At 59.4% G+C, this 23,718-nt stretch carries 21 protein-coding genes and 1 pseudogene; 17 read left to right on the top strand and 5 right to left on the bottom strand.

Features of this window, described 5'->3' with window-relative positions; translation table 11 throughout:
* Positions 1-7: 7 nt before the first annotated feature.
* A complete protein-coding gene (locus C2U47_RS10160; RefSeq protein ID WP_049637209.1) occupies positions 8-2,116 on the bottom strand; it encodes a TonB-dependent siderophore receptor in 2,109 nt (702 codons plus the stop codon).
* 371 nt (positions 2,117-2,487) lie between these two features.
* Here C2U47_RS10160 and mioC point away from each other — a divergent pair, with 371 nt between their 5' ends.
* The 15 genes from mioC (at position 2,488) to glmU (ending at position 16,267) form a co-directional block, all read left to right on the top strand.
* The gene (mioC, locus tag C2U47_RS10165; RefSeq protein WP_039040628.1) at positions 2,488-2,937 is read left to right on the top strand and encodes an FMN-binding protein MioC; all 450 of its coding nucleotides are present in this window, start codon (positions 2,488-2,490) and stop codon (positions 2,935-2,937) included.
* A gap of 508 nt (positions 2,938-3,445) precedes the next feature.
* The gene (gene mnmG, locus C2U47_RS10170; RefSeq protein WP_010672271.1) at positions 3,446-5,335 is read left to right on the top strand and encodes a tRNA uridine-5-carboxymethylaminomethyl(34) synthesis enzyme MnmG; all 1,890 of its coding nucleotides are present in this window, start codon (positions 3,446-3,448) and stop codon (positions 5,333-5,335) included.
* 20 nt (positions 5,336-5,355) lie between these two features.
* The gene (gene rsmG, locus C2U47_RS10175) at positions 5,356-5,982 is read left to right on the top strand and encodes a 16S rRNA (guanine(527)-N(7))-methyltransferase RsmG (RefSeq protein ID WP_010672270.1); all 627 of its coding nucleotides are present in this window, start codon (positions 5,356-5,358) and stop codon (positions 5,980-5,982) included.
* A 27-nt stretch (positions 5,983-6,009) separates the two neighbouring features.
* Positions 6,010-6,813, top strand: a complete 804-nt coding sequence (locus tag C2U47_RS10180) for a ParA family protein (protein WP_029313362.1) — start codon at positions 6,010-6,012, stop codon at positions 6,811-6,813.
* Positions 6,810-7,718 carry a ParB/RepB/Spo0J family partition protein gene (locus C2U47_RS10185; RefSeq protein WP_010672268.1) on the top strand — a complete coding sequence of 303 codons (909 nt, stop codon included), beginning with the start codon at positions 6,810-6,812 and terminating at the stop codon, positions 7,716-7,718. The genes C2U47_RS10180 and C2U47_RS10185 overlap by 4 nt, the downstream gene beginning before the upstream one ends.
* 190 nt (positions 7,719-7,908) lie before the next feature.
* Positions 7,909-8,319 carry an ATP synthase subunit I gene (locus C2U47_RS10190; RefSeq protein ID WP_010672267.1) on the top strand — a complete coding sequence of 137 codons (411 nt, stop codon included), beginning with the start codon at positions 7,909-7,911 and terminating at the stop codon, positions 8,317-8,319.
* An 8-nt stretch (positions 8,320-8,327) separates the two neighbouring features.
* The gene (gene atpB / locus C2U47_RS10195; RefSeq protein WP_010672266.1) at positions 8,328-9,110 is read left to right on the top strand and encodes a F0F1 ATP synthase subunit A; all 783 of its coding nucleotides are present in this window, start codon (positions 8,328-8,330) and stop codon (positions 9,108-9,110) included.
* A 58-nt stretch (positions 9,111-9,168) separates the two neighbouring features.
* A complete protein-coding gene (gene atpE / locus C2U47_RS10200; protein ID WP_010672265.1) occupies positions 9,169-9,408 on the top strand; it encodes a F0F1 ATP synthase subunit C in 240 nt (79 codons plus the stop codon).
* Between the two features lie 51 nt (positions 9,409-9,459).
* The gene (gene atpF / locus C2U47_RS10205; protein ID WP_010672264.1) at positions 9,460-9,930 is read left to right on the top strand and encodes a F0F1 ATP synthase subunit B; all 471 of its coding nucleotides are present in this window, start codon (positions 9,460-9,462) and stop codon (positions 9,928-9,930) included.
* Between the two features lie 13 nt (positions 9,931-9,943).
* Positions 9,944-10,477, top strand: coding sequence for a F0F1 ATP synthase subunit delta (gene atpH / locus C2U47_RS10210; protein ID WP_010672263.1), 534 nt, complete (start codon positions 9,944-9,946; stop codon positions 10,475-10,477).
* A 15-nt stretch (positions 10,478-10,492) separates the two neighbouring features.
* A complete protein-coding gene (gene atpA, locus C2U47_RS10215; RefSeq protein ID WP_010672262.1) occupies positions 10,493-12,034 on the top strand; it encodes a F0F1 ATP synthase subunit alpha in 1,542 nt (513 codons plus the stop codon).
* Between the two features lie 42 nt (positions 12,035-12,076).
* A complete protein-coding gene (gene atpG / locus C2U47_RS10220) occupies positions 12,077-12,943 on the top strand; it encodes a F0F1 ATP synthase subunit gamma (RefSeq protein WP_010672261.1) in 867 nt (288 codons plus the stop codon).
* Between the two features lie 33 nt (positions 12,944-12,976).
* Positions 12,977-14,365 carry a F0F1 ATP synthase subunit beta gene (atpD, locus tag C2U47_RS10225; protein WP_010672260.1) on the top strand — a complete coding sequence of 463 codons (1,389 nt, stop codon included), beginning with the start codon at positions 12,977-12,979 and terminating at the stop codon, positions 14,363-14,365.
* A gap of 18 nt (positions 14,366-14,383) precedes the next feature.
* Entirely contained in the window at positions 14,384-14,812 is a 429-nt protein-coding gene (locus tag C2U47_RS10230; RefSeq protein WP_010672259.1) for a F0F1 ATP synthase subunit epsilon, read from the top strand.
* Positions 14,813-14,905: 93 nt separating this feature from the next.
* On the top strand, positions 14,906-16,267 hold the full coding sequence (gene glmU, locus C2U47_RS10235; protein ID WP_049637208.1) for a bifunctional UDP-N-acetylglucosamine diphosphorylase/glucosamine-1-phosphate N-acetyltransferase GlmU: 1,362 nt from the start codon (positions 14,906-14,908) through the stop codon (positions 16,265-16,267).
* Between the two features lie 51 nt (positions 16,268-16,318).
* On the opposite strand, the gene creD is transcribed toward glmU, so the two are convergent.
* The 4 genes and pseudogenes from creD to blrA all read right to left on the bottom strand — a co-directional run bounded on the left by creD (position 16,319) and on the right by blrA (position 20,855).
* Positions 16,319-17,710 (bottom strand): cell envelope integrity protein CreD, encoded by a 1,392-nt coding sequence (gene creD / locus C2U47_RS10240; protein WP_049637207.1) that lies wholly within the window; start codon positions 17,708-17,710, stop codon positions 16,319-16,321.
* A gap of 121 nt (positions 17,711-17,831) precedes the next feature.
* Positions 17,832-18,626, bottom strand: coding sequence for a class D beta-lactamase OXA-780 (locus C2U47_RS10245; RefSeq protein WP_049637206.1), 795 nt, complete (start codon positions 18,624-18,626; stop codon positions 17,832-17,834).
* A gap of 99 nt (positions 18,627-18,725) precedes the next feature.
* Positions 18,726-20,146: pseudogene (blrB, locus tag C2U47_RS10250) on the bottom strand (beta-lactam sensor histidine kinase BlrB).
* A 34-nt stretch (positions 20,147-20,180) separates the two neighbouring features.
* Entirely contained in the window at positions 20,181-20,855 is a 675-nt protein-coding gene (blrA, locus tag C2U47_RS10255; RefSeq protein WP_010672254.1) for a beta-lactam response regulator transcription factor BlrA, read from the bottom strand.
* A gap of 122 nt (positions 20,856-20,977) precedes the next feature.
* Between blrA and C2U47_RS10260 the strand changes: the two genes are divergently transcribed.
* Together C2U47_RS10260 and glmS are read left to right on the top strand one after the other, a co-directional pair.
* A complete protein-coding gene (locus tag C2U47_RS10260) occupies positions 20,978-21,751 on the top strand; it encodes a DeoR/GlpR family DNA-binding transcription regulator (RefSeq protein ID WP_049637205.1) in 774 nt (257 codons plus the stop codon).
* 55 nt (positions 21,752-21,806) lie between these two features.
* Positions 21,807-23,639, top strand: a complete 1,833-nt coding sequence (gene glmS, locus C2U47_RS10265) for a glutamine--fructose-6-phosphate transaminase (isomerizing) (protein ID WP_042016118.1) — start codon at positions 21,807-21,809, stop codon at positions 23,637-23,639.
* The last annotated feature ends 79 nt before the right edge of the window (positions 23,640-23,718 follow it).

The raw sequence follows: 23,718 nt of genomic DNA on the forward strand, positions 1-23,718 counted from the left end.
CTGTCGCTTACCAGCGGTAGTTGACGGTGCCGACTATGCTGCGCGGCTCGCCGTAGTAGCAGTAGTAGTCGCAGCTCGCCACATAGGTGTCGTTCAGCAGGTTGTTGACGTTGATCTGGGCACGCCAGTTCTTGGCAAAGTCATACCCGATCATCGCATCCCATACAGTGTGTGCCGGTACCTTGGCGGAACCATAGATGGGGGTGTAGTCCGCATTCACCGCGCCGATGCCGACGCTGGAACCCACATAGCGCACGCCGGAACCCAGCTCAAGACCGGATACCGGGCCCTGCTGCACCTTATAGTTGCCCCAGAAGGAGGCCTGGTGGCGCGGGATCAGGCTCGCACGACGATCGCCGTTGCCGGTGTCGTTGGTCTTGGCATCGGTATAGGTATAGGCAGCGGTCAGGCGCAACGCCTCGGTGGCCTGCACGCTCCCTTCCAGCTCGACCCCCTGGGAGGTCACTTCACCGGCCTGGGTCTGCTGGCCGGAGCCGGTAGAGACCAGGGAGTTGGTCTGCTCCAGATCGAACAGCGCCAGGTTGATGTAGCCATCGAGGAAGCTGGGTGCGTACTTGATCCCGGTCTCGTAGAGCTTGCCTTCCAGCGGCTTGTAGGAATTGCCGGTGTTGGGGTCTATCCCCGGCAGCACTTCGAAGGATTCCGCATAGGCGAAGTAAGGGGAGAGACCGTTGTCGGCCAGGTACATCAGGCTGCCGGAGAGAGAGAGGTTGTCGTCGTACTGTTTCTCGTTCTTGCTCTTGGCTTCGCTGATGTTGTGGGTTTCCACGTAATCGAAACGACCGCCCGCGGTCAGCAGCCAGCGATCATCCCAGCGGATCTGGTGCTGGGCATAGAGGCCGCTCTGGCCCTTGGTGCTCTTCTGGTGGGTCGCGGTGGATTCATCAAAACCGGGGAAACCGCTGTAATCCGGGTTCATGGTGTTGATGGCGCCCATGCCATAGTTGTCGGCTTCCTGGCCTTCATTGACATGGCGCTGCAGATCCACCCCCAGCAGCAGGGTCTGCTCCGTGCTGTCGGTGTTCCAGTAGCCCACCATCTGGTTGTCCATGGTAGCGCTCTTGGTATCCCCATCCCGGTAGACCAGGCCGCGGTAGGCGGTGGTGCCTTCATAGGTCGGGAAGATATAGGTCTGGCGCAGCAGCAGATCGTTGTAGTTGAAGCGAACGTTCTGCTTGAACTCCCAGGTCTGGTTGAGCTGGTGGGCCAGCTCGTACCCGGCGGAGATCTGGGTATTGCGATTGCGATCGTAATCCGGCTGGCTCAGGTTGGTGGAGGGATCGATCTGGCCGCCGGAGGTATTCAGGGTGCCGTAAACCGGGAAGAAGCCGTTGGTCGGCACCCCTTCATCGTGCTTGAAGCTGGAAAGCAGCGTCAGCGTGGTGCGATCCGAAATATCCAGGGTCACGCTCGGCGCCAGATAGGCGCGCTCGTTGTAGGTGCCATCCAGCACGCCGTCCCGCTCGTTGTAGAGGGCCACCAGACGATAACGGCTGTTGTCGGTAAGGGTGTCGGAGACATCCACCCCGACCTGGCGCAGATCCCGGTTGCCCAGTTGCAGGTTCACCAGTCCCTGCGGGGTCGCGGTCGGACGCTTGCTGATGGCGTTGATGACGCCTCCGGGAGGGGCTTCGCCATACAGAATGGAGGCCGGGCCTTTGAGCACTTCCACGCTCTCAAGGCCGAAGGGCTCCGGGGTCCAGACATAGTAACCGGTGCTGAACAGGCGGTTGCCATCCAGGTAAGAAGCCGCATCGAAGCCGCGCACCTTGAACCAGTCAGCATCCGTGTCCGAACCATAGGACTGGGACAGGACGCCGGAGCGATAGCGCAGGGACTCGTCTAGCTTGAGTACGGCGTGCTGGTCCAGCTCTTCGCGATTGACCACGGAGACGGCACGGGGGGTCTCTGCCATGGGGACCTCGACCTTCATGGCGGTCCCGGTAACGACCATGGTTTCGCCCGCCTTGGGCAACTCTTTATCCGCCTGTTCCGCCGCCAACACGGGCAGGGACGCCAGCAGACAGGAGAGCGGCAGCAGCTGTACGCCTCTCTTTCGCATCACGGCATTCGGGGTATTTTTTTGCGCAATCATATAAGTGTCTCAAATATCAATAAGTTATGTTTGATTTCTTATTATGGGTGCCCAATTGGACCGGTCAGCCCGGCGCCTCAGGCGAATAAAGCAGCGCCATGCTACTACAGGTGCCGTGATCGAATCGATTCAATAATTGCTAATCATTTGCATCTGCATTGTTAATTAATGTTTTGAAGTGTCGTTTGACAACGAAAGGTGCGATGAGGTCGCAACAGGCGGAAAGAAGGCGCCACGACGGCCACGAGACCGGTTTTGGCTGCAAAAAAGTGGACAGGATCCTTATCCCCAAGCTTTATCCATATTTATCCACATGCTTTGGCGGTAAGATCCCCCCTCTTCACTTTTTCGATGACATCAGGATCCATTCCATGGCCAAACTCAACCTCGTCGTCGGCTCCATGCTGGGGGCCTCCGAATATGTCGCAGATCATGTGGTCGGCCTGCTTGAACAGGCGGGCCACCAGGCGGAGATCCACAACCCCGCCAGCCTGGCCAGGATCCTGACCGAGCCAGAAGCCATCGTGCTGGTGGTCACTTCCACCCATGGAGCGGGGGACGTACCCGACAATCTGCAGCCCTTTGCCCGGGATCTTGCCGAACAGCAGCCGGATCTCGCCGCCTTCAAGTACGGAGTGATCGCCCTGGGGGATCGCAGCTATGACACCTTCTGCCAGGGCGGCAAGACGCTGGATCGGCTGCTGGCCGGGTGCGGTGCCAGCCGACTGGGGGATCTCCTGGAAATAGACGTGACCCAGCACGAGATCCCCGAAGATGCCGCAGAAACCTGGATCCACGACTGGATGACCTTGATCGGCTGATCAGGACCAGGGAGATCCGGTCACGACCCCCGATCTCCCTGGTTATCCCCAGATCCCTATCCACCAGGTTATTAACAGGTGGATCCGGATAAGTTTTTCCCGAGAGCTCCCCACATGAGCTCGGATAATTGTGTATAACTTAGGTGCTAAGCTCTGCAAAACCTATAGTTATTCATGTATTAGATCTTGTCGACCATGTATCTGTGTATAAAAACCCATGTTATCCCCCCGTTCGCCCCCTCTGGATCCAAGCTTTTCCACAAGCAGCGATCGACCTTAACCGAATGATCTTTATGATCAAAAATGCCTTATCAACAGAAGTCGCGGATCCTAATAAAAGATCCAATAAAAGATCGATCTAAAGATCCTTAAGATCTATTTAACCGATCCCTGATCCATACTGATCCTGAAGTAGACGTTCCCCTCCGGATGCTAAACAGATAGAATGATCCGCCCTTCAGACCAGGCAAACAAAGATCTTCAGGCGTGCAGATCAAGGTGATCCCCAATGCAATACCATGAACAATTTGATGTGATCGTCGTCGGTGGCGGTCATGCAGGAACCGAAGCAGCAACAGCGGCAGCCCGTATGGGTCTCAATACCCTGTTGCTCACCCACAACATAGATACGCTGGGGCATATGTCCTGCAATCCGGCGATCGGCGGGATCGGCAAGGGACACCTGGTCAAGGAAGTCGACGCCCTTGGCGGGATCATGGCGCAGGCCATCGATCTCGGCGGGATCCAGTTCCGCACGCTCAACTCTTCCAAGGGCCCTGCGGTGCGGGCTACTCGTGCCCAGGCTGATCGCCTGCTGTACAAGGCTGTGGTGCGTCAGACCCTGGAGAACTACCCGAACCTGAAGATCTTCCAGCAGGCCTGTGACGATCTGGTCATGGACGGGGATCGCGTCGCCGGGGTCGTTACCCAGAGCGGGATCCGCATCAGCGGCAAGACGGTCGTACTGACCGTTGGCACCTTCCTCAATGGTCTGATCCACATCGGCATGGAGAACTACAAAGGGGGTCGCGCCGGGGATCCTCCCTCGATTGCCCTCGCCCAGCGCCTGCGTGAAATGCCGCTGCGCATCGATCGCCTCAAGACGGGCACGCCACCACGGATCGATGCACGCACCGTCGATTTTTCCGTGATGCAGCAGCAACATGGTGATGATCCTCGCCCGGTCTTCTCCTTTATCGGCAACGCCAGCCAGCATCCCCGCCAGATGCCTTGCTACGTGACCCATACCAATGAGCAGACCCACGAGGTGATCCGCAACAACCTGGATCGCAGCCCCATGTACGCCGGGGTGATCGAGGGGATAGGCCCGCGCTACTGCCCGTCGATCGAGGACAAGATCACCCGCTTTGCCGACAAGACGGCGCACCAGATCTTTGTCGAACCGGAAGGCCTGACCACCCACGAACTCTACCCGAACGGGATCTCCACCAGCCTGCCGTTCGACGTACAGGTGCAGATCGTCCGCTCGATCCGTGGCTTCGAGAATGCCCATATCACTCGCCCTGGCTACGCCATCGAGTACGATTTCTTCGATCCGCGGGATCTCAAGGCCAACATGGAGAGCAAGTGCATCGAGAACCTCTTCTTCGCCGGCCAGATCAACGGCACCACCGGCTATGAAGAGGCCGCTGCCCAGGGCCTGATGGCCGGTCTGAACGCGGGCTTGCGCGCCCAGGGCAAGGAAGCCTGGCACCCACGCCGGGATCAGGCCTACATGGGCGTGATGATGGACGATCTCTCCACACTGGGGACCCGCGAACCCTATCGCATGTTCACCAGTCGTGCCGAATATCGCCTGCTGCTGCGGGAAGACAATGCGGATCTGCGCCTGACCGCCATCGGCCGCGAGCTGGGTCTGGTGGATGATCATCGCTGGAGCCTGTTCAATGCCAAGGTGGAACAGGTGGAGCAGGAACGTCAGCGCATGCGCTCGACCTGGATCCACCCGCAGCATCCGTCTCTGGAGGCCGTCAACGCCCTGGTCAACACTCCCCTGACCCGGGAGCAGAGCCTGGAAGAGCTGCTGCGTCGCCCCGAGGTGACCTACGATGCCTTGATGGCCATCGAGGGTGTGGGGCCTGCATTGACCGATGCGGCTGCCGCGGATCAGGTGGAGATCCAGATCAAGTACGCCGGTTACATCGAGCGTCAGCACGACGAGGTGGAGAAACAGCTGCGCAACGAAAACACCCTGCTGCCGCTGGACATGAACTACCGCGACGTGAACGGTCTCTCCAACGAGGTGATCGCCAAGCTCAACGATGCCAAGCCAGAGACCATAGGTCAGGCGTCCCGCATCTCCGGCATCACCCCTGCCGCCATCTCCATCTTGCTGGTGCACCTGAAGAAACACGGCCTGCTGCGTAAAACCGCCTGAGGAATTCCCCGTTGGACAACATGCTGCAAAGATTGAACGGCCTGCTCATGCAGGCCGGAATTGTTATCACCGAAACCCAGAAGACCCAGTTGGTGCAGTTGGTCGAGTTGCTGCACAAGTGGAACAAGGCTTACAATCTCACCTCGGTGCGAGATCCGGACGCCATGTTGGTCAAGCATATCCTCGACAGCCTGGTGGTGAGTCCTCACCTGCACGGTGAACGCTTCATCGATGTGGGAACGGGTCCGGGTCTGCCCGGACTGCCGCTGGCCATCATCAATCCGGACAAACAGTTCGTGCTGCTCGACAGCCTGGGCAAGCGGATCAACTTCATCCGCCAGGTGATCCTGGAGCTGGGGTTGACCAATGTGACCCCCGTCAAATCCCGGGTGGAGGAGTATCAACCCGAGACCGGATTTGATGGTGTACTGAGCCGGGCTTTCGCCTCCCTGGAGGACATGCTGAGCTGGTGTCATCATCTGCCGTCACCCGAGGGCAGCTTCCTGGCGCTCAAGGGACAATACCCCGAGCAGGAGCTGGCACAGTTGCCTGACAGCATTCGTCTGGTTGCCACCCACAAGCTGGTGGTGCCGGAACTGGAAGGCGAACGCCATCTGCTGGAGTTTAAAGCCATCCAGCCCGAATAGGGCCGCCGCATTCATTTAGGGGACAGTGTGGGAAAAGTCATTGCCATAGCCAACCAGAAGGGTGGAGTGGGTAAAACCACCACCTGTGTGAATCTGGCCGCCTCCATGGCCGCTACCCGGCGCAAGGTGCTGGTGATCGATCTGGATCCGCAGGGCAATGCCACCATGGGCAGTGGCGTCGACAAGTACGATGTCGAGCGCACCGCCTATGAACTGCTGATCGAAGATGCCCCCATCGGCGAGGTGATCATCCCCGAAACCTCGGGAGGCTATCACCTGATTGCCGCCAATGCCGACGTGACCGCGGCAGAAATCCGCCTGATGGAGTTTTTTGCCCGCGAGATCCGCCTGCGCAACGCCCTGGCCTCGGTCAGGGACAAGTACGACTACGTCTTCATCGATTGCCCGCCTTCTCTCAACATGCTGACGGTGAACGCCATGGCCGCCGCCGACTCCGTGCTGGTGCCCATGCAGTGCGAATACTATGCGCTGGAAGGGCTGACCGCCCTGGTGGACACCATCAGCAAGCTGGCAGCCGTGGTCAATCCGGAGCTGAAGATTGAAGGGGTGCTGCGCACCATGTTCGATCATCGCAACCGGCTGGCCAATGATGTGTCCGATCAGCTGAAACAGCATTTCGGGGACAAGGTCTATCGCACCATCATTCCCCGCAACGTAAGACTGGCGGAGGCGCCGAGCTTTGGCGCGCCAGCCATGCACTATGACAAATCATCGGTGGGGGCCAAGGCCTATCTGGCCCTGGCTGGCGAGATCCTGCGCCGCCAGGAGCAGGAGTCCCAGCCGCTCACCGCAGATCGAGAGAGCATATGACGCCGAAGAAACGTGGGCTGGGCAAGGGGCTGGACGCCCTGCTCAGCACCAGCACGGCCGCCCGCCAGAAACAGGTGATGAGCGACCAGCGCACCGAACAGGCCATGGCCCCGACCAATCAGGGGGAATTGCGCAAGCTGCCGGTGGAGTGGTTGCAGTCCGGCAAATACCAACCGCGCAAGGACATGTCCCAGGATGCGCTGGAGGAGCTGGCCAACTCCATCCGTGCACAAGGGGTGATCCAGCCCATCGTGGTTCGCTCCATCGGTGAAAACCGTTTCGAAATCATTGCTGGTGAACGCCGCTGGCGCGCCTCCCAGCTGGCCCGTCTCGAAGTGGTGCCCTGCCTGGTCAAGGATGTCGCCGACGAGGCGGCCGTCGCCATCGCACTCATCGAGAACATCCAGCGTGAAGATCTCAACGCCATCGAGGAGGCCGTCGCCCTCCAGCGCCTGCTGACGGAGTTCGAACTGACTCACCAGCAGGTTGCCGAGGCGGTAGGCAAGTCCCGCACCACGGTCACCAACCTGCTGCGTCTCAACCAGCTCAACGAGGACGTGAAGCGCTTTGTGGAACACGGCGACCTCGACATGGGGCATGCCCGTGCCCTGCTGGCCCTGAGCGGTCAGGCCCAGTCAGAGCTGGCCAAACTGGTGGCCCAGAAGGGTCTGACAGTGCGAGATACCGAGAAGCTGGTGCAAAAAGCACTGGAACCGGCAAAAACCAGGGTTGAACCCGTCCGCGATCCGCAGTTTGGTTATCTCGAGCGCCAGATTTCTGAAAAAATTGGCAATCAGGTGCAACTTCAGCCGGGCAAGAAAGATAGCGGCAAGTTAGTAATAAGTTACGATAACTTGGCAGATTTGGACCGGGTATTGGGCTATTTTGGCCTGTCAGAATCGTGATTTTTACGCTTTTTGTAGTAATAAAACATCCATTACTTTCGATATGAACATAACCTTAATTTCGCGCGGAAAGCCGCAAAAATTAAGGATTTTTGCCATGTTGCAATAGCCGTCTTCACGGGTATAATTTGACCGGCTTTTCGAGCTGTGAACCTGGGGTCTTCGGATCCCGATTTTTTACAGTTCTGTAATGTTCAGGGGTAGGTTGGTGAAGCAGAAAATAGCCTTGGAAGGTTTGACGCTGGCCTTGGCTATGCTCGTTTGTCAGCTGGTCCTGATCCTGGCGATCGCCACCGTCTGGTTTTATCAGGCGGGAGAGTTCGCCGGACAATCCTCTCTCTACGGAGGGGGGATGTACTGGGTTCCTCAAGCCCTGTTCACGCTCTGGGTTCTGCGCCGCAAGGTGACGAAAGAGAGCGTAGGCCTGGTTTTGCGGGACTTTTATGGTGGGGCAGGGATTAAGCTCATTACTACAACAGGACTTTTCGCCCTGCTGTTTGGCGCCGGGATTGAGGTCGACACCGCCTCGTTCTTCGCCACTTATATCCTCGCCCTCGTTGTACAGTGGATAGTTTCATTCACGCTTAACAACCACTATTAGGAAAACTCATGTCTGCAACCGGAGAAGTCCTGACTCCTCAGGGATATATCTCCCACCACCTGACCCACCTGCAGGTAGGGTCCGGGTTCTGGACGGTGAATATCGATTCCATGATATTTTCCGTCGTGCTAGGCGCCCTGTTTATCTGGTTGTTCCGCAAGGTTGCCGTCAAGGCCACCAGCGGTGTGCCCGGTAAGCTGCAGTGCTTTGTGGAGATGCTGGTCGAGTTTGTGAATGGTAACGTCAAGGACATCTTTCATGGTCGCAACAAGGTCATCGCACCTTTGGCCCTGACGGTGTTCGTGTGGATCTTCCTGATGAACTTCATGGACCTGATCCCCGTTGACTTTATCCCTCACGCTGCACAGTTGATGGGTGTTCCCTATCTGCGTGTGGTTCCCTCTGCTGACGTTAACATCACCATGTCCATGGCTTTGGGCGTGTTCTTCTTGATCCTGTACTACAGCATCAAGGTCAAGGGTATCAGCGGGTTCGTGAAGGAGCTGACGCTTCAGCCTTTCAATCACCCTGCTGCCATCCCGGTTAACTTCATCCTTGAAACCGTCACGTTGATTTCCAAGCCTGTTTCATTGGGTCTGCGACTGTTCGGCAACATGTATGCTGGCGAACTGATCTTCATCCTGATTGCGGGTTTGTTACCCTGGTGGTCACAGTGGATCCTGTCCGTGCCTTGGGCAATCTTCCACATCCTGATCATCACTTTGCAGGCGTTTATCTTCATGGTTCTGACCATCGTCTATCTGTCGATGGCGCAGGAAGACCATGGTTGATGCAACTCAAATAATCCTTTTTATACAATCAATTACATCTAAATAAATGGAGATCCTCATGGAAAACTTGAACATGGACCTGCTGTACATCGCTGCTGCAATGATGATGGGTCTGGCGGCTATCGGCGCCTCCATCGGTATCGGTATCCTGGGTGGCAAGTTCCTGGAAGGTGCAGCTCGTCAACCTGACCTGATCCCTGTTCTGCGTACCCAGTTCTTCATCGTGATGGGTCTGGTGGATGCGATCCCGATGATCGCCGTTGGTCTGGGTCTGTACGTGATGTTTGCGGTTGCCTAAGTCATTACGACTCACGCAGAACCCATTAACTAACTAAAGAGGACATCGGCTGTGAATATCAACGCCACCCTCCTCGGCCAAGCAGTTGCTTTTTTCATCTTCGTAGTGTTTTGCATGAAGTACGTATGGCCGCCGCTGATGGCTGCCATCGAAGCCCGTCAGAAAGAAATCGCTGACGGCCTCTCTTCTGCAGAGCGTGCCAAGAAAGATCTGGAGCTGGCCAAGGCCAACGCCACCGATCAGCTGAAAGAAGCCAAGCTTCAGGCTGCTGAAATCATCGATCAGGCCAACAAACGCAAGGCCCAGATCATTGATGAGGCTGCTGTCGGAGCCCAAGCTGAGCGGGAGAAAATCCTGGCTCAGGGCCGTGCAGAGATCGAAGCTGAACGTCATCGTGCCAAAGAAGAACTGCGCAAGCAGGTTGCTGCTCTTGCCATCGCGGGTGCAGAGAAGATCCTGGCACGCCAAATCGACCAGGCTGCCAACAGCGACATCGTCGACAAACTGGTAGCAGAACTGTAACGGGAACGGGGCTATGTCTGAACTGACTACAATCGCTCGCCCCTACGCCAAGGCTGCTTTCGAGTTTGCCGTTGAGCACAAGGCGGTTGACCAATGGCTGGAGATGCTCGATTTCGCCGCTCAGGTGGCAGAAAACGAGACCATGCACAGCCTGGTAAACGGCTCCGTTGCTGCCGAAGAACTGGCAAAGCTGTTTGTCGGTGTCTGCGGTGAGCAGCTCAACGAGCACGGTCAGAACCTGATCCGGGTGATGGCCGAGAATGGTCGCTTGGGTGTGCTGCCGGCGGTCGTTGCCGAATTCGTCGCGCTCAAGGCTGAACTGGACAAAGAAGTTCAGGCTGACGTGATTTCGGCGATCGAACTGACCGACCAGCAGAAAGCCAATATTCAGGCTTCTCTGGAACAACGTCTCGCGCGCAAAGTGAAGCTGAATTGCAGCACAGATGCGTCCTTGATGGCCGGGGTGCTCATCAAGGCCGGTGATCTCGTTATCGACGGCACGGTCCGCGGTAAGCTGGATCGCATGGCCGATGCGCTGCAATCTTGATTGGGGTATTAGAGCATGCAACTGAATTCCACTGAAATCGCCGAGCTGATCAAGCAGCGCATTGCGCAGTTTGATGTCAAAAGCGAAGCGCGTAACGAAGGTACCATCGTTTCTGTAAGCGACGGTATCATTCGTATCCACGGTCTGGCCGATGCCATGCAGGGTGAGATGATCGAGCTGCCGGGCAACCGCTTCGCTCTGGCATTGAACCTGGAGCGTGACTCCGTTGGTGCCGTAGTAATGGGTCCCTATGCCGATCTGGCCGAAGGGATGAAGGTAAAGGGTACCGGCCGCATTCTGGAAGTGCCGGTCGGTCGTGGTCTGTTGGGCCGGGTGGTCAACACCCTGGGTCAGCCGATCGACGGTAAGGGTCCGGTAGACAACGACGGCTTCTCGCCGATCGAAGTGATCGCCCCGGGCGTTATCGAGCGTAAGTCTGTTGACCAGCCAGTCCAGACCGGTCTGAAAGCCATCGATGCCATGATCCCTATCGGTCGTGGCCAGCGTGAGCTGATCATCGGTGACCGCCAAGTTGGTAAGACCGCCATCGCCATCGACACCATCATCAACCAGAAAGATTCCGGCATTAAGTGCGTCTACGTTGCGATCGGCCAGAAGGCCTCCACCATCGCCAACGTGGTGCGCAAGCTGGAAGAGCACGGCGCCCTGGCCAACACCATCGTGGTCGTGGCTTCTGCCTCCGAAGCGGCTGCTCTGCAGTACCTGGCTCCCTACGCCGGTTGCTCCATGGGCGAGTACTTCCGTGACCGCGGCGAAGACGCACTGATCATCTATGATGACCTGTCCAAGCAGGCCGTTGCCTATCGCCAGATCTCCCTGCTGCTGCGCCGTCCGCCTGGACGTGAAGCTTACCCGGGTGACGTCTTCTATCTGCACTCCCGTCTGCTGGAGCGTGCTGCTCGCGTCAACGCCGAGTACGTAGAGAAGTTCACCAATGGTGCCGTGAAAGGCCAGACCGGTTCCCTGACCGCCCTGCCGATCATCGAAACCCAGGCCGGTGACGTCTCTGCGTTCGTTCCGACCAACGTGATCTCCATCACCGATGGCCAGATCTTCCTGACCTCCCAGCTGTTCAACTCCGGTATTCGTCCGGCGGTTGACCCGGGTATCTCCGTATCCCGTGTGGGCGGTGCTGCTCAGACCAAGATCGTCAAGAAGCTGTCAGGTGGTATCCGTACCGCGCTGGCCCAGTACCGCGAACTGGCGGCATTTGCCCAGTTCTCTTCCGACCTGGACGATGCCACTCGCAAGCAGCTGGATCACGGTCAGAAAGTCACCGAGCTGATGAAGCAGAAGCAGTACTCTCCGATGAGCGTGGCCCAGCAGTCCCTGGTGCTGTTCGCCGCCGAGAAGGGTTATCTCGCCGATGTCGAACTGAGCAAGATCGTCGACTTCGAAGCCGCTCTGCTCTCTTACGCCAATACCCAGCATGCCGAGCTGATGGCTGAAATCAATGCCAAGGCCGACTACAACGACGCGATCGTTGGCAAGCTGACTGCGTTGCTGGATGACTTCAAGGCAACCCAGACCTGGTAAGCGTGTGTGGCAGCGCAAGCTGCCACCTGATGGAGAGAAGAGATGGCCGGCGCAAAAGAGATACGTAACAAGATCGGGAGTGTGAAGAACACTCAGAAGATCACCAGCGCTATGGAAATGGTGGCAGCGAGCAAGATGCGCCGTGCGCAGGAACGCATGTCTGCCAGCCGTCCGTACGCTGAAACCATGCGCAAGGTGATCGGCCATATCGCTCAGGGGAACTTGGAATACAAGCACCCCTACCTCATCGAACGTGAGGTGAAGCGAGTGGGTTACATCGTCGTCTCCACCGACCGTGGCCTGTGTGGTGGTCTGAACATCAATCTGTTCAAGGCTGCCCTCAATGATATGAAGCAATGGAGCGCGAAAGGTGCCAAGGTTGACCTGGCATTGATCGGTAACAAGGCCTCCAACTTCTTTGAACGGCACGGCGCCAAGGTGAAAGCCCACGTCTCCGGACTGGGTGATAACCCGAGCGTCAATGACCTGATCGGTTCAGTGAAGGTCATGCTGAAGGCTTACGACAACGGTGAGATTGACAGGCTGTATCTGGTGTACAACAAGTTCGTCAACACCATGGTTCAGCAACCAAAAGTCGATCAACTGCTGCCTTTGCCCGTAACAGAAGACAGCAAGCTCGCCAAGAAGCACCACTGGGACTACCTCTATGAGCCGGATCCCAAGCAACTGCTGGATACCCTGCTGATTCGCTACGTCGAATCCCAGGTCTACCAGGGTGTGGTAGAAAACTTGGCAAGTGAACAGGCAGCCCGAATGGTTGCCATGCAAGCCGCGACTGACAACGCCGGCAACCTGATTAACGATCTGCAACTGGTATACAACAAGGCCCGTCAGGCCAGTATTACCCAGGAGCTCACAGAGATCGTTTCCGGTGCTGCTGCGGTGTAAGGCAAGGGTTATCAAAGGTTTAGAGGATTTGACATGAGTAACGGTTTCATCGTCCAAATCATCGGCGCTGTGGTGGACATCGAGTTCCCGCAGAATGCCGTGCCCCAGGTGTACGATGCACTGAAGGTTGTCAGCGAAGGCCAAGGCCAGGGTCTGGTACTGGAAGTTCAGCAACAGATCGGCGGCGGCGTCGTGCGTTGCATCACCATGGGTTCCTCCGACGGTCTGCGTCGTGGGTTGGAAGTAGTTAACAGCGGCAAGGCCATCCAGGTACCGGTCGGTACCTCGACCCTGGGCCGTATCATGAACGTACTGGGCGACCCCATCGACGAGAAGGGTCCGATCGGCGAAGAAGAGCGTTGGTCCATCCACCGCGAAGCCCCCAGCTACGAAGATCAGTCCAACAGCACCGAGCTGCTGGAGACCGGCATCAAGGTTATCGACCTGGTATGTCCGTTCGCCAAGGGTGGTAAGGTTGGTCTGTTCGGCGGCGCCGGTGTAGGCAAGACCGTCAACATGATGGAGCTGATCCGTAACATCGCGATCGAGCACAGCGGTTACTCCGTGTTCGCCGGTGTAGGTGAGCGTACCCGTGAGGGTAACGACTTCTACCACGAGATGATGGAGTCCAACGTACTGGACAAAGTATCTCTGGTTTACGGTCAGATGAACGAGCCGCCCGGAAACCGTCTGCGCGTGGCGCTGACCGGCCTGACCATGGCCGAGAAGTTCCGTGACGAAGGTCGTGACGTGCTGTTCTTCGTGGACAACATCTACCGTTACACCCTGGCCGGTACCGAAGTATCCGCACTGCTGGGCCGTATGCCCTCCGCAGTAGGTTACCAGCCGACCCTGGCCGAGGAGATGGGTGTTCTGCAAGAGCGCATCACCTCCACCAAGACCGGTTCCATCACCTCCGTACAGGCCGTTTACGTGCCTGCGGATGACTTGACCGACCCGTCTCCGGCGACCACCTTCGCCCACCTGGATGCGACCGTCGTACTGTCCCGTCAGATCGCGGCACTGGGTATCTACCCGGCCGTTGACCCGCTGGACTCCACCTCCCGTCAGCTGGATCCGCTGGTGGTTGGCAAGGAGCACTACGAGACCGCTCGTGGCGTTCAGACCGTACTGCAGCGCTACAAGGAGCTGAAGGACATCATCGCCATCCTGGGTATGGATGAACTGTCAGAAGAAGACAAACTGACCGTAGCCCGTGCCCGTAAGATCGAGCGTTTCCTGTCCCAGCCGTTTTTCGTGGCCGAAGTATTTACCGGTTCTCCGGGCAAATACGTGCCGCTGAAGGAAACCATCCGTGGCTTCCAGGGCATCCTGAAGGGCGAGTATGACGATCTGCCGGAGCAGGCGTTCTACATGGTTGGCGGCATCGACGAAGTCGTCGAGAAGTCCAAGAAACTGTAAGCCTCGATAGGAGGGCCCATGGCTGAGATGATCTCCTTTCACCTGGATGTGGTGAGCGCCGAAGGAAAACTGTTTTCCGGTCGCGTGCAATCTGCCCAGGTATCAGGCTCCGAAGGTGAGCTGGGTCTCCGCCACGGTCATGCTCCGTTGCTGACTGCCATCAAGCCGGGCCTGGTCCGCTTGATCAAGCAAAATGGTAGCGAAGAGGTGCTGTACATCTCCGGCGGCATGCTGGAAGTACAACCCGAAGCCGTGACCGTGCTGGCCGATACCGCCATTCGCGCAGACGATCTGGATGAGGCGAAAGCCCAGGAAGCCAAGCGTCGTGCCGAAGAGCGGATCAACAGCTCCCATGGTGATATCGACTATGCTCAGGCATCTGCCGAGCTGGCCAAAGCGATGGCCCAGCTGCGGGTTATCGATATCGTCAAAAAGAATTACCGCTAATCACGGTGATGCAAAAAGCGACCTTCGGGTCGCTTTTTTTTTGCCCGTTGGATAGACTCCGCCCAGCATTTCCACCTGTTTCAAAGGCTAGCTATGTCTCTCAATGTCGTGATCCTGGCTGCGGGTAAAGGTACTCGTATGCGTTCTGTTCTCCCCAAGGTGCTGCACCCCGTGGCCAACAAGCCCATGGTCTCCCATGTGATCGATACCGCTCGCCAGATTGGTGCCGAACAGTTGCACCTGGTCTATGGCCACGGTGCCGAGCTGCTCAAGGAGCGGATCGTCGCGGAAGATGTGAACTGGGTGCTGCAGGCCCAGCAACTGGGGACCGGCCATGCCGTCGCCCAGGCCATTCCGTTCTGGCATGACGAAGACGACGTGCTGGTGCTCTACGGCGATACCCCGCTGATCCAGCCCGAGACCCTGCAACGCTTGCTGGCCGCCAAGGCCGACGATGGCATGGCGCTGCTGACCGTGGTACTGGACAACCCGACCGGCTATGGCCGCATCGTGCGGGAACATGGTCAGGTGGTCGGCATTGTCGAGCAGAAGGATGCCAACGCCGAGCAACTTGCCATCCGCGAAGTGAACACCGGCGTGTTGGTGGCCAACGGTGGTCTGCTGCGTAGCTGGCTCTCCCGCCTGGACAACAAGAATGCCCAGGGCGAGTTCTATCTGACTGACGTCATCGCCATGGCCCATGGGGATGGTTGTGCCATCGCCGCCGTCCACCCTGACAGCGCCATGGAAGTGGAAGGGGCCAACAACCGGGTGCAGCTGGCTGCGCTTGAGCGCAGCTACCAGCAGATGCAGGCCGAGAAGCTGATGATCGCCGGCGCCACCCTGATCGATCCGGCCCGTTTCGATCTGCGCGGCACCCTGGAAATCGGGGAGGAGGTGGTGATCGACGTCAACGTCATCATCGAAGGCAAGGTGGTGCTGGGTAATCACGTGCGCATCGGTGCCGGCAGCGTATTGAAGGATTGCGTCATCGGCGACCACACCGAGGTGAAACCCTACTCTGTCATCGAAGGTGCGCAAATTGCCGACCAGTGCTCGGTCGGGCCCTTTACCCGCCTGCGCCCGGGTGCCGTGCTGGAGCAGGATGCCCATGTCGGCAACTTCGTCGAGATGAAGAAGGCCCGGCTGGGGGTGGGCTCGAAGTGCGGTCATCTGACCTATCTGGGGGATGCGGACGTCGGCGCCAAGGTGAACATCGGTGCTGGCACCATCACCTGCAATTACGACGGGGTGAACAAGTTCCAGACCATCATCGAGGACGATGTCTTCGTCGGCTCCGATACCCAGCTGGTGGCGCCGGTGCGGATCGGCAAGGGGGCGACCCTGGGGGCGGGTTCCACCATCACCAAGGATGTGGCGGAAAACGAGCTGGTGATCACCCGGGTGCCCCAGCGCCACATTCCGAACTGGCCCCGTCCGGTCAAGAAGAAGTGATGCCCGATCAATGAAATGCAAACCGGCGCCCGAGGGCGCCGGTTTTTTTGCTTATGGCTGATGGCTGGTGTCACTGGTCGATGGCTGGGGGGCCGCCCATGCGGTGGCGGAGGGACTGTTCTCCATCACCTGATACCAGTCGAGCTTGCGAGTCAGCCCCATGACCAGCGCCAGGGTGGCGAACAGCAGCAGGGCGCCGAGCAACAGGGCTGTCTCCTCGGCCTGCAGCAGCCCGAACAGGATGGCGTAGACCAGCCCCAGCAGGGCGGCGAATCCCATGCCCTGTTTTGGGCCGCCCAGCACATGGCTCAGGTAAAAGCCGTTGAGGGCCACACTGGCCAGGGCGGCAATGAGATAGGCCAAGGTAAAGCCGAGATGCTCGGTCAGCGCCAGCAGCACCAGATAGAAGATGGCCAGCCCCATGCCCACCAGCGCGTACTGGATGGGGTGTACCCGCAGCCCCTTGAGCAGCTCGAACATGAAGAAGCTGATGAAGGTGAGGCCGATGAACAGCAGGGCATATTTGGCGGCCCGCTCGTTCAGCTGATAGTGATCCACCGGTTGCACCAGGCTGACGCTGAATGACGGCAGTTTGGTACCGGCTCCCTTCATCATGCGGTTGAAGCGGCTCTCCATGTCGGTGGCGAACCAGCTGGTCTGCCAGCTTGCCTCGAACCCTTGATCCGCAAGGGTGCGTTCACCGGGCAGAAAGTCGCCGAGAAAATTGGGATGGGGCCAGTTGCCGCTTAGGTGAAACCGGCTGTCCTGTCCGAGCGGCACCACTTCCAGCGCATTCATGCCTTGCAGATCGAGCTCGATGTGAAAGCGGCCATCTTCGTCTGGCAAGGCGTCGAGCGGGGCATGGATCCCCACTCGCCCGTCCCCCAGCTGGGCACCAGGGGCAAACGGGATGCGTTGCTCCCCCCATTGCAGTTCGGGTACGCGGCTGATGCCCCGGGCATCGGAGAGGATCAGGCTGAGATAGGGTTTGCCCGGCACCAGGGCGGGATCCGCCGGGTCGAAGCTCAGGTTCGGGTTGCCGGCCACCAGCCCCTTGTCAGCCAGGCTGGTGGGCATCAGGCCGGAGAGTGAGAGGCGACTGTGATAAATCTGGGCCTGATAGATGCCGAGCTTGCGCGGGGTCACCTCCATGCTGGCCCGCACGTCCAGCCTCTGGGGCAGCAGGTAGCGATAGACCTGCTCCTTGCGCACGAAATGTTTGCCATCCTGCTCGACGGTGACGGCCCGGGTATAGGGCTGTACCAGTACGGGCCCCATCAGGCGCTGGGGCCCGCTGTGGCTGGCCATGATGCTGTGAATGGCCTGACTGCGATAGGCCTGGCGCTCCCGATTCAGCTCCATGATGGCGTGAACCGGGATCATCATCAGCAGGCAGAGCAACAGCAGCAGGGCGATCTTGTGGGTGAAAATCTGTTTGACCATGACACGTCTCCTTGTTGTTGAACGGGAGTGTGCTGGGGTCGCGTGAAGGGAGGATGGGGCAGTGTGAAGTGGTGGTGAAGGGGGATAAAAAAACCGGCGCCAGGCGCCGGTGTTGCTGGCATCAGAGTGTCTTCAACCGGGCCGGCAGGGCGGCGAACACCTCCTCCCTGGCCCTGAGGGAAGCGAACTGCTTGCCCGGCTTCTGGATGACGGTGTGGACGAAGATGAGCGTCTTGCCCTGTTTGCTGGCCCAGCCGACGAACCAGCCGATCTGCTGCTCCCTGTCCAGGCTGCCATCCAGCAGCTTGGGGTAACCCATGCCGGTCTTGCCGTGGATCTGCCAACCGTCGATGTCGGGCTGACGCATCAGGTTGGCGGTATGGCGCAGGGTCTGGGCGGAGACCGGCAGCTTGCCGCTCACCATCTTGCCAAGGAAGCGGGCTTGCTCCTGGGGGCTGATGGCGAGGCTGGCGCTGAGCCAGGCCTGGGTCAGACCGTCGTGCTTGCCCGGGTTGCCTTCGAGATCCCGGTTGCCGTAGTCGAAGCTGTCCACGTAGTGCTGGAAGCGAGCCTCTCCCAGCCACTCGGTGAGGCGCTGGGAATACCAGATGACGGAGTTCTTCATCCAGCTGCTCGGGGTGGTGGTCTGTTTCCACTCCGGCAGGAAATCAGGATCACCGGCCTTGAACGGCAGGGCCGGCAGTTGTTCATCCACCAGGAAGCCGCTGTCATAGCCCATCAGTGCCAGCGGGATCTTGAAGGTGGAGGCCGGGGTCAACTGGGCGGCACAGTCCCCCTGGGTGCTGACGGGTTTGCCGGTTCCATCCGCAAACAGCATGCAGCCAGAAGCGGCGCTGGCAGGCAGTGCACAGAAGAGGCCAGCAGCAAGCAGACCGGACAACAGCATACGGGGCATATCTATCTCCTTGATTAATATGAATGCGCATCGACGGGGAAGGTCGTCATCGAGGAGGTGCAGCTTAGCCCGGCTCTGTGTGCTTGGTGTGAAGTGTCCTCAGTTGCCGGGCAGCCAGAGTGTGGCCAGCACCCCCCCGTCCGGCTGATTGGCAAGAGCAAGATGGCCGCCATGCTGGCGTGCCACCTCCATGGCAAAACTGAGCCCGAGGCCGCTGCTTTTTCCCTTGTCTGGCCTTGGCAGGGAGTAGAAACGCTCGAAAATCCTGGGCAGCGCAAAGTCGGGAATGCCTGGCCCCTGATCCCGCACCCGGAAGCAATAACCCCCCTCCTCCATGGCGCCGCTCAGCACCAGGGTACTGCCGACGGGGGCGAAATCGAGGGCGTTGTCCAGCAGGTTGCCAAGGGCCTGCTCCACCAGCAGGGGATCCCACTTCTGCTTCTGACCTTCCCCCAGCTCGGCGTGCAGGGAGATCTGGCGGCGCTGGGCCTGGATCTGGCGGGCGTCGAGCACCCGTCTGCCCAGCCGGGCCGGCTCGACGGATTGTCTGTCCAGCCCCTGCCCTGATTCGAGGCGGGCGAGTTGCAGCATGCGCTCGATCAGCTGCTGCATGCGGGCCGTCTCCAGATTGATGTTGCCGATAAAGCGCTTTGCGATGTCCGGCGGCGGCGCCTCGGCCAGAATCTCCCCCGCCCCGCGAATGGCCGCCAGCGGGCTTTTGAGCTCGTGGGTCAGGCTGTGGACATAGGCCTCGATATAGGCCTTGCCGTCCAGTTGGCGGCGCATGGTTTCCAGGGAGTGGCCTAGCCTGTCCAGTTCGGGGCTGTAGAGGCGCGGCAGGCTGGCGGGCTGACCCTGACTGATTGCATCTGCATAGTGCACCAGCTTGCCGATGGCGCGGTTGAGCCACCACACTAGCAAGGCGCCGATGAGCAGCGAGATGAACAGCAGCAGGGCCGCCCCTCTTAGTAACTGGTGTTCGCTGCGCTCTATCATGGGCTGCAGGGTGCTGTTGGGCTTGGCGACGGTGAGGGAGCCGAGGATGTCATCCCCTTCCCGCAGCGGGGCGGCCACGTGCATCACCGAGCTGGCGGGATCGTCGGGGTCGCTGCGGGTGCTGCGGGCGCCATATTCGCCGCGCAGGGTCAGGTAGACGTCGTTCCAGCGGGAATAGTCCTTGCCCAGATCCACCCCGTCCGAGTCGTAGACCACCCTGCCTTTTGCGTCGGTCACATAGATGCGGTACTCCGCCTGCTGCTTGAGGTGGCCATCGATGAGGGCATTGATGGGACTCTGGTTGAGGCGGGCGAAGGCGCTGGCCAGCCGGCCATTCGCCATCTTTCCTTCCTGCATGTCGTCCAGGGCCAGGGGGCCAGCATCTGCGCCATGTCCACCAGGGTATCTTCGGTGGCGCTGCGTACCCCGGGCTTGATCTCCTCGACGAAGATCTCCAGCACGAACCAGGCGGCCAGGGCGAAGATCAGCACCAGGCCGCACAGCAGTTGCAATCCGATTCTCATCTCATCCCCCTGCCGATGCCCGGCCACCCTGAGTTCATGCCAGCTCCAGACTGTAGCCCAGCCCGCGGTGTGTCAGGATCAGGTTGGCGTCAGGGTCCCGCTCCCGCAGCTTGGCTCTCAGGGTCTTGATGTGGGTGTCGACGGTGCGATCCAGACTCTCTTCCGCATCCTGCCACACCAGATCCATCAGCTGCTGGCGGGAGTAGACCCGACCCGGCGCCAGCATCAGGGTCTTGAGCAGCAGGTACTCATAGCGGGTGAGCGTCAGGGGCTGGCCCAGGAAGCAGATTCGTGCCCGCTCCTCGTCCAGGGCGAGTGGCTGTATCGGCTGGGAGGGGGCGGGCTGGCTGCGGCGCAGGATGACCCGCACCCGGGCGCACACCTCACGGGGCGAGAAGGGTTTGGCCACATAGTCGTCTGCCCCTATCTCCAGCCCGATCAGCCTGTCTATCTCCTCGCTGCGGGCGGTGAGAAACATCAGGGGAATATCGGTCAGTGCCCGCACCCGCTTGCACAGTTCGAAACCGCTGATATCCGGCAGCCCCACATCCAGGATCAAAAAATCCGGTCGCGTCTGTTCCAGTCGCGCCAGCAACGGCTGACCGAGGGGGAACCACTCCACCTCGAAACCATCGGTCTGCAGGGCATAGATCAGGGTATCGGCAATGCTGGCTTCATCTTCCACCAGCCAGATGAGTCGTTTTTGCATGGCGTCCTCGTCGCAAATCGGCTCCTCATTCTGGCATCGAACCAAATCGGATCCTATTTGCCGTTTGATTTTTCCCGAAAAGGCATTAATATTTCGTCATTCTTTCGAATCGAAACTTATAAATGACCAAACGCAACACACAGCAGCGCCGTCACACCATAGTGAGTCTGGTGCAGGAGCAGGGGGAAGTCAGCGTCGATGCCCTGGCCAAACACTTCGCCACTTCCGAGGTGACCATCCGCAAAGATCTGGCGGTGCTGGAGACCGGTGGCCTGTTGCTGCGTCGCTACGGCGGTGCCGTTCCCCTCCCCAGCGAGATGGTGGTGGACAGCAACCCGGAACAAGTTTCGAATCGAAAGCTGGCCATTGCCCGCGCCGCCGCCGAGCGGATCCGCGATCACAACCGCGTCATCATCGACAGCGGCAGCACCACCAGCGCCATGATCCCCATGCTGGGCAACAAGCGCGGCCTCATCGTCATGACCAACTCCCTCAATGTGGCCGGTGCCCTGCGTGAGCTGGAAAACGAACCCACCCTGCTGATGACTGGCGGGACCTGGGATCCCCACTCCGAATCCTTTCAGGGGCAGGTGGCGGAGCAGGTGCTGCGCTCCTATGACTTCGACCAGCTGTTCATCGGTGCCGACGGCATTGACCCGGAACGCGGTACCACCACCTTCAATGAGCTGGTGGGCCTCTCCCGGGTCATGGCCGAAGTGTCGCGAGAGGTCATCGTCATGGTGGAGTCGGAGAAGATCGGCCGCAAGATCCCCAATCTCGAACTGCCCTGGTCCGGCATCCATACCCTGGTGACCGACGAAGGGCTGGCCAGTGCGGCCAGAGAACAGATCCAGGCCAGGGGGATCCAGCTGATTTGCGCCCCCGTGGCCGTGTGACCTGAACAAACCATTATCCAACCGAATTAACGTCTTACGTTTCAAGGAGAAGTCTATGTGTGGCATCGTCGGGGCCGTAGCCCAACGTGATGTGGCTGAAATCCTGGTAGAGGGCCTGCGCCGTCTGGAATACCGTGGCTACGATTCGGCCGGTGTCGCCGTGTTCAGCGCCAACCAGCCGCTGCAGCGGGTGCGTCGCCTCGGCAAGGTGGCCGAGCTGGCCAAGGCGCTGGAAGAGCAGTCCGTCCACGGTGGTACCGGCATTGCCCACACCCGCTGGGCTACCCATGGCGAGCCGTCCGAGCGCAATGCTCACCCCCATGTCTCCGAGCATATCGTGGTAGTGCACAACGGTATCATCGAGAACCACGAAGAGCTGCGTGAAGAGCTCAAGGCGCTGGGCTATGTGTTCAGCTCCGACACCGACACCGAAGTGATTGCCCACCTGGTGCACCACGAGCTGAAATCCGCCCCCAGCCTGCTGGCGGCCATGCAGGTCGCGGTGAAGCAACTGCGCGGCGCCTACGGCACCGTGGTGATGGACAGCCGTGACGACAGCCGCGTGGTGGTGGCCCGTTCCGGCTCCCCTCTGGTGATCGGCCGCGGCATCGGCGAGAACTTCATCGCCTCCGACCAGATGGCCCTGCTGCCGGTGACCCGCCGCTTCATCTTCCTGGAAGAGGGCGATGTGGCCGAAGTGACCCGCCGCGACGTGCACATCTTCGATACCGACGGCCATGCCGTGGTGCGCGAAGAGCTGGAGTCCGAGCTGTCCCACGATGCCGGTGACAAGGGCGAATACCGACACTACATGCTCAAGGAGATCTACGAGCAGCCCAAGGCCATCACCAACACCCTGGAAGGCCGCTTGGGCAGTGATCACGTGGTGGTCGAGTCCTTCGGCAACGGCGCCCGCGCCATTTTCGACAAGGTCGAGCACGTCCAGATCGTCGCCTGCGGCACCTCCTACAACTCCGGCATGGTGGCCCGATACTGGTTTGAAGAGATCGCCGGCGTCTCCTGCGACGTGGAGATCGCCTCCGAGTTCCGCTACCGCAAGTCGGTGGTACGCCCCAACAGCCTGCTGGTGACTCTTTCCCAGAGCGGAGAAACCGCCGATACCCTGGCAGCCCTGCGTCTGGCCAAGGAATCCGGTTACATGAGCTCGCTGGCCATCTGCAACGTACCGGGCTCCTCCCTGGTGCGCGAATCCGACCTGGCCTTCATGACACGTGCGGGGGCAGAAATCGGGGTGGCGTCCACCAAGGCGTTCACCACCCAGCTGGCTGGTCTGCTGATGCTGGTGGCCTCAGTCGGTCACTGCCGTGGCAACCTGAGCGCCGCCGCCGAGGCCGAACTGGTCAAGGCGCTGCAAGCCCTGCCTGTGCGCATCAAGGAGAGCCTGGCCCTGGCCAAGCAGATCGAGACTCTGGCCGAAGAGTTTGCCGACAAGCACCATAGCCTGTTCCTCGGTCGTGGCAGCCAGTACCCCATCGCCATGGAAGGGGCGCTCAAACTCAAGGAGATCTCCTACATCCACGCCGAGGCCTATGCCGCCGGTGAGTTGAAGCATGGCCCGCTGGCGCTGATCGATGCCGAGATGCCCATCATCGTCGTGGCGCCGAACAACGATCTGCTGGAGAAGCTCAAGTCCAACGTGGAAGAGGTGCGCGCCCGTGGCGGGATCCTCTATGTGTTCGCCGATGCGGACGCCGGTTTCAAGAGCGACGAGACCATGCGGGTGATGAGCCTGAACCACGTGGAAGAGATGATCGCGCCGATCGTCTATACCGTGCCGCTGCAGTTGCTCTCCTACCACGTCGCCCTCATCAAGGGCACCGACGTGGATCAGCCACGCAACCTGGCCAAATCCGTGACTGTGGAATAAGCCGTCGCCGGAAATGAAAAAAGATGTATTTGAGCAATAAAGTTGGATACCAAGTAATATAGTTGGATACTAAGTAATA

This window comes from Aeromonas sp. ASNIH7 (assembly GCF_002903485.1).
GTDB lineage: Bacteria > Pseudomonadota > Gammaproteobacteria > Enterobacterales > Aeromonadaceae > Aeromonas > Aeromonas caviae.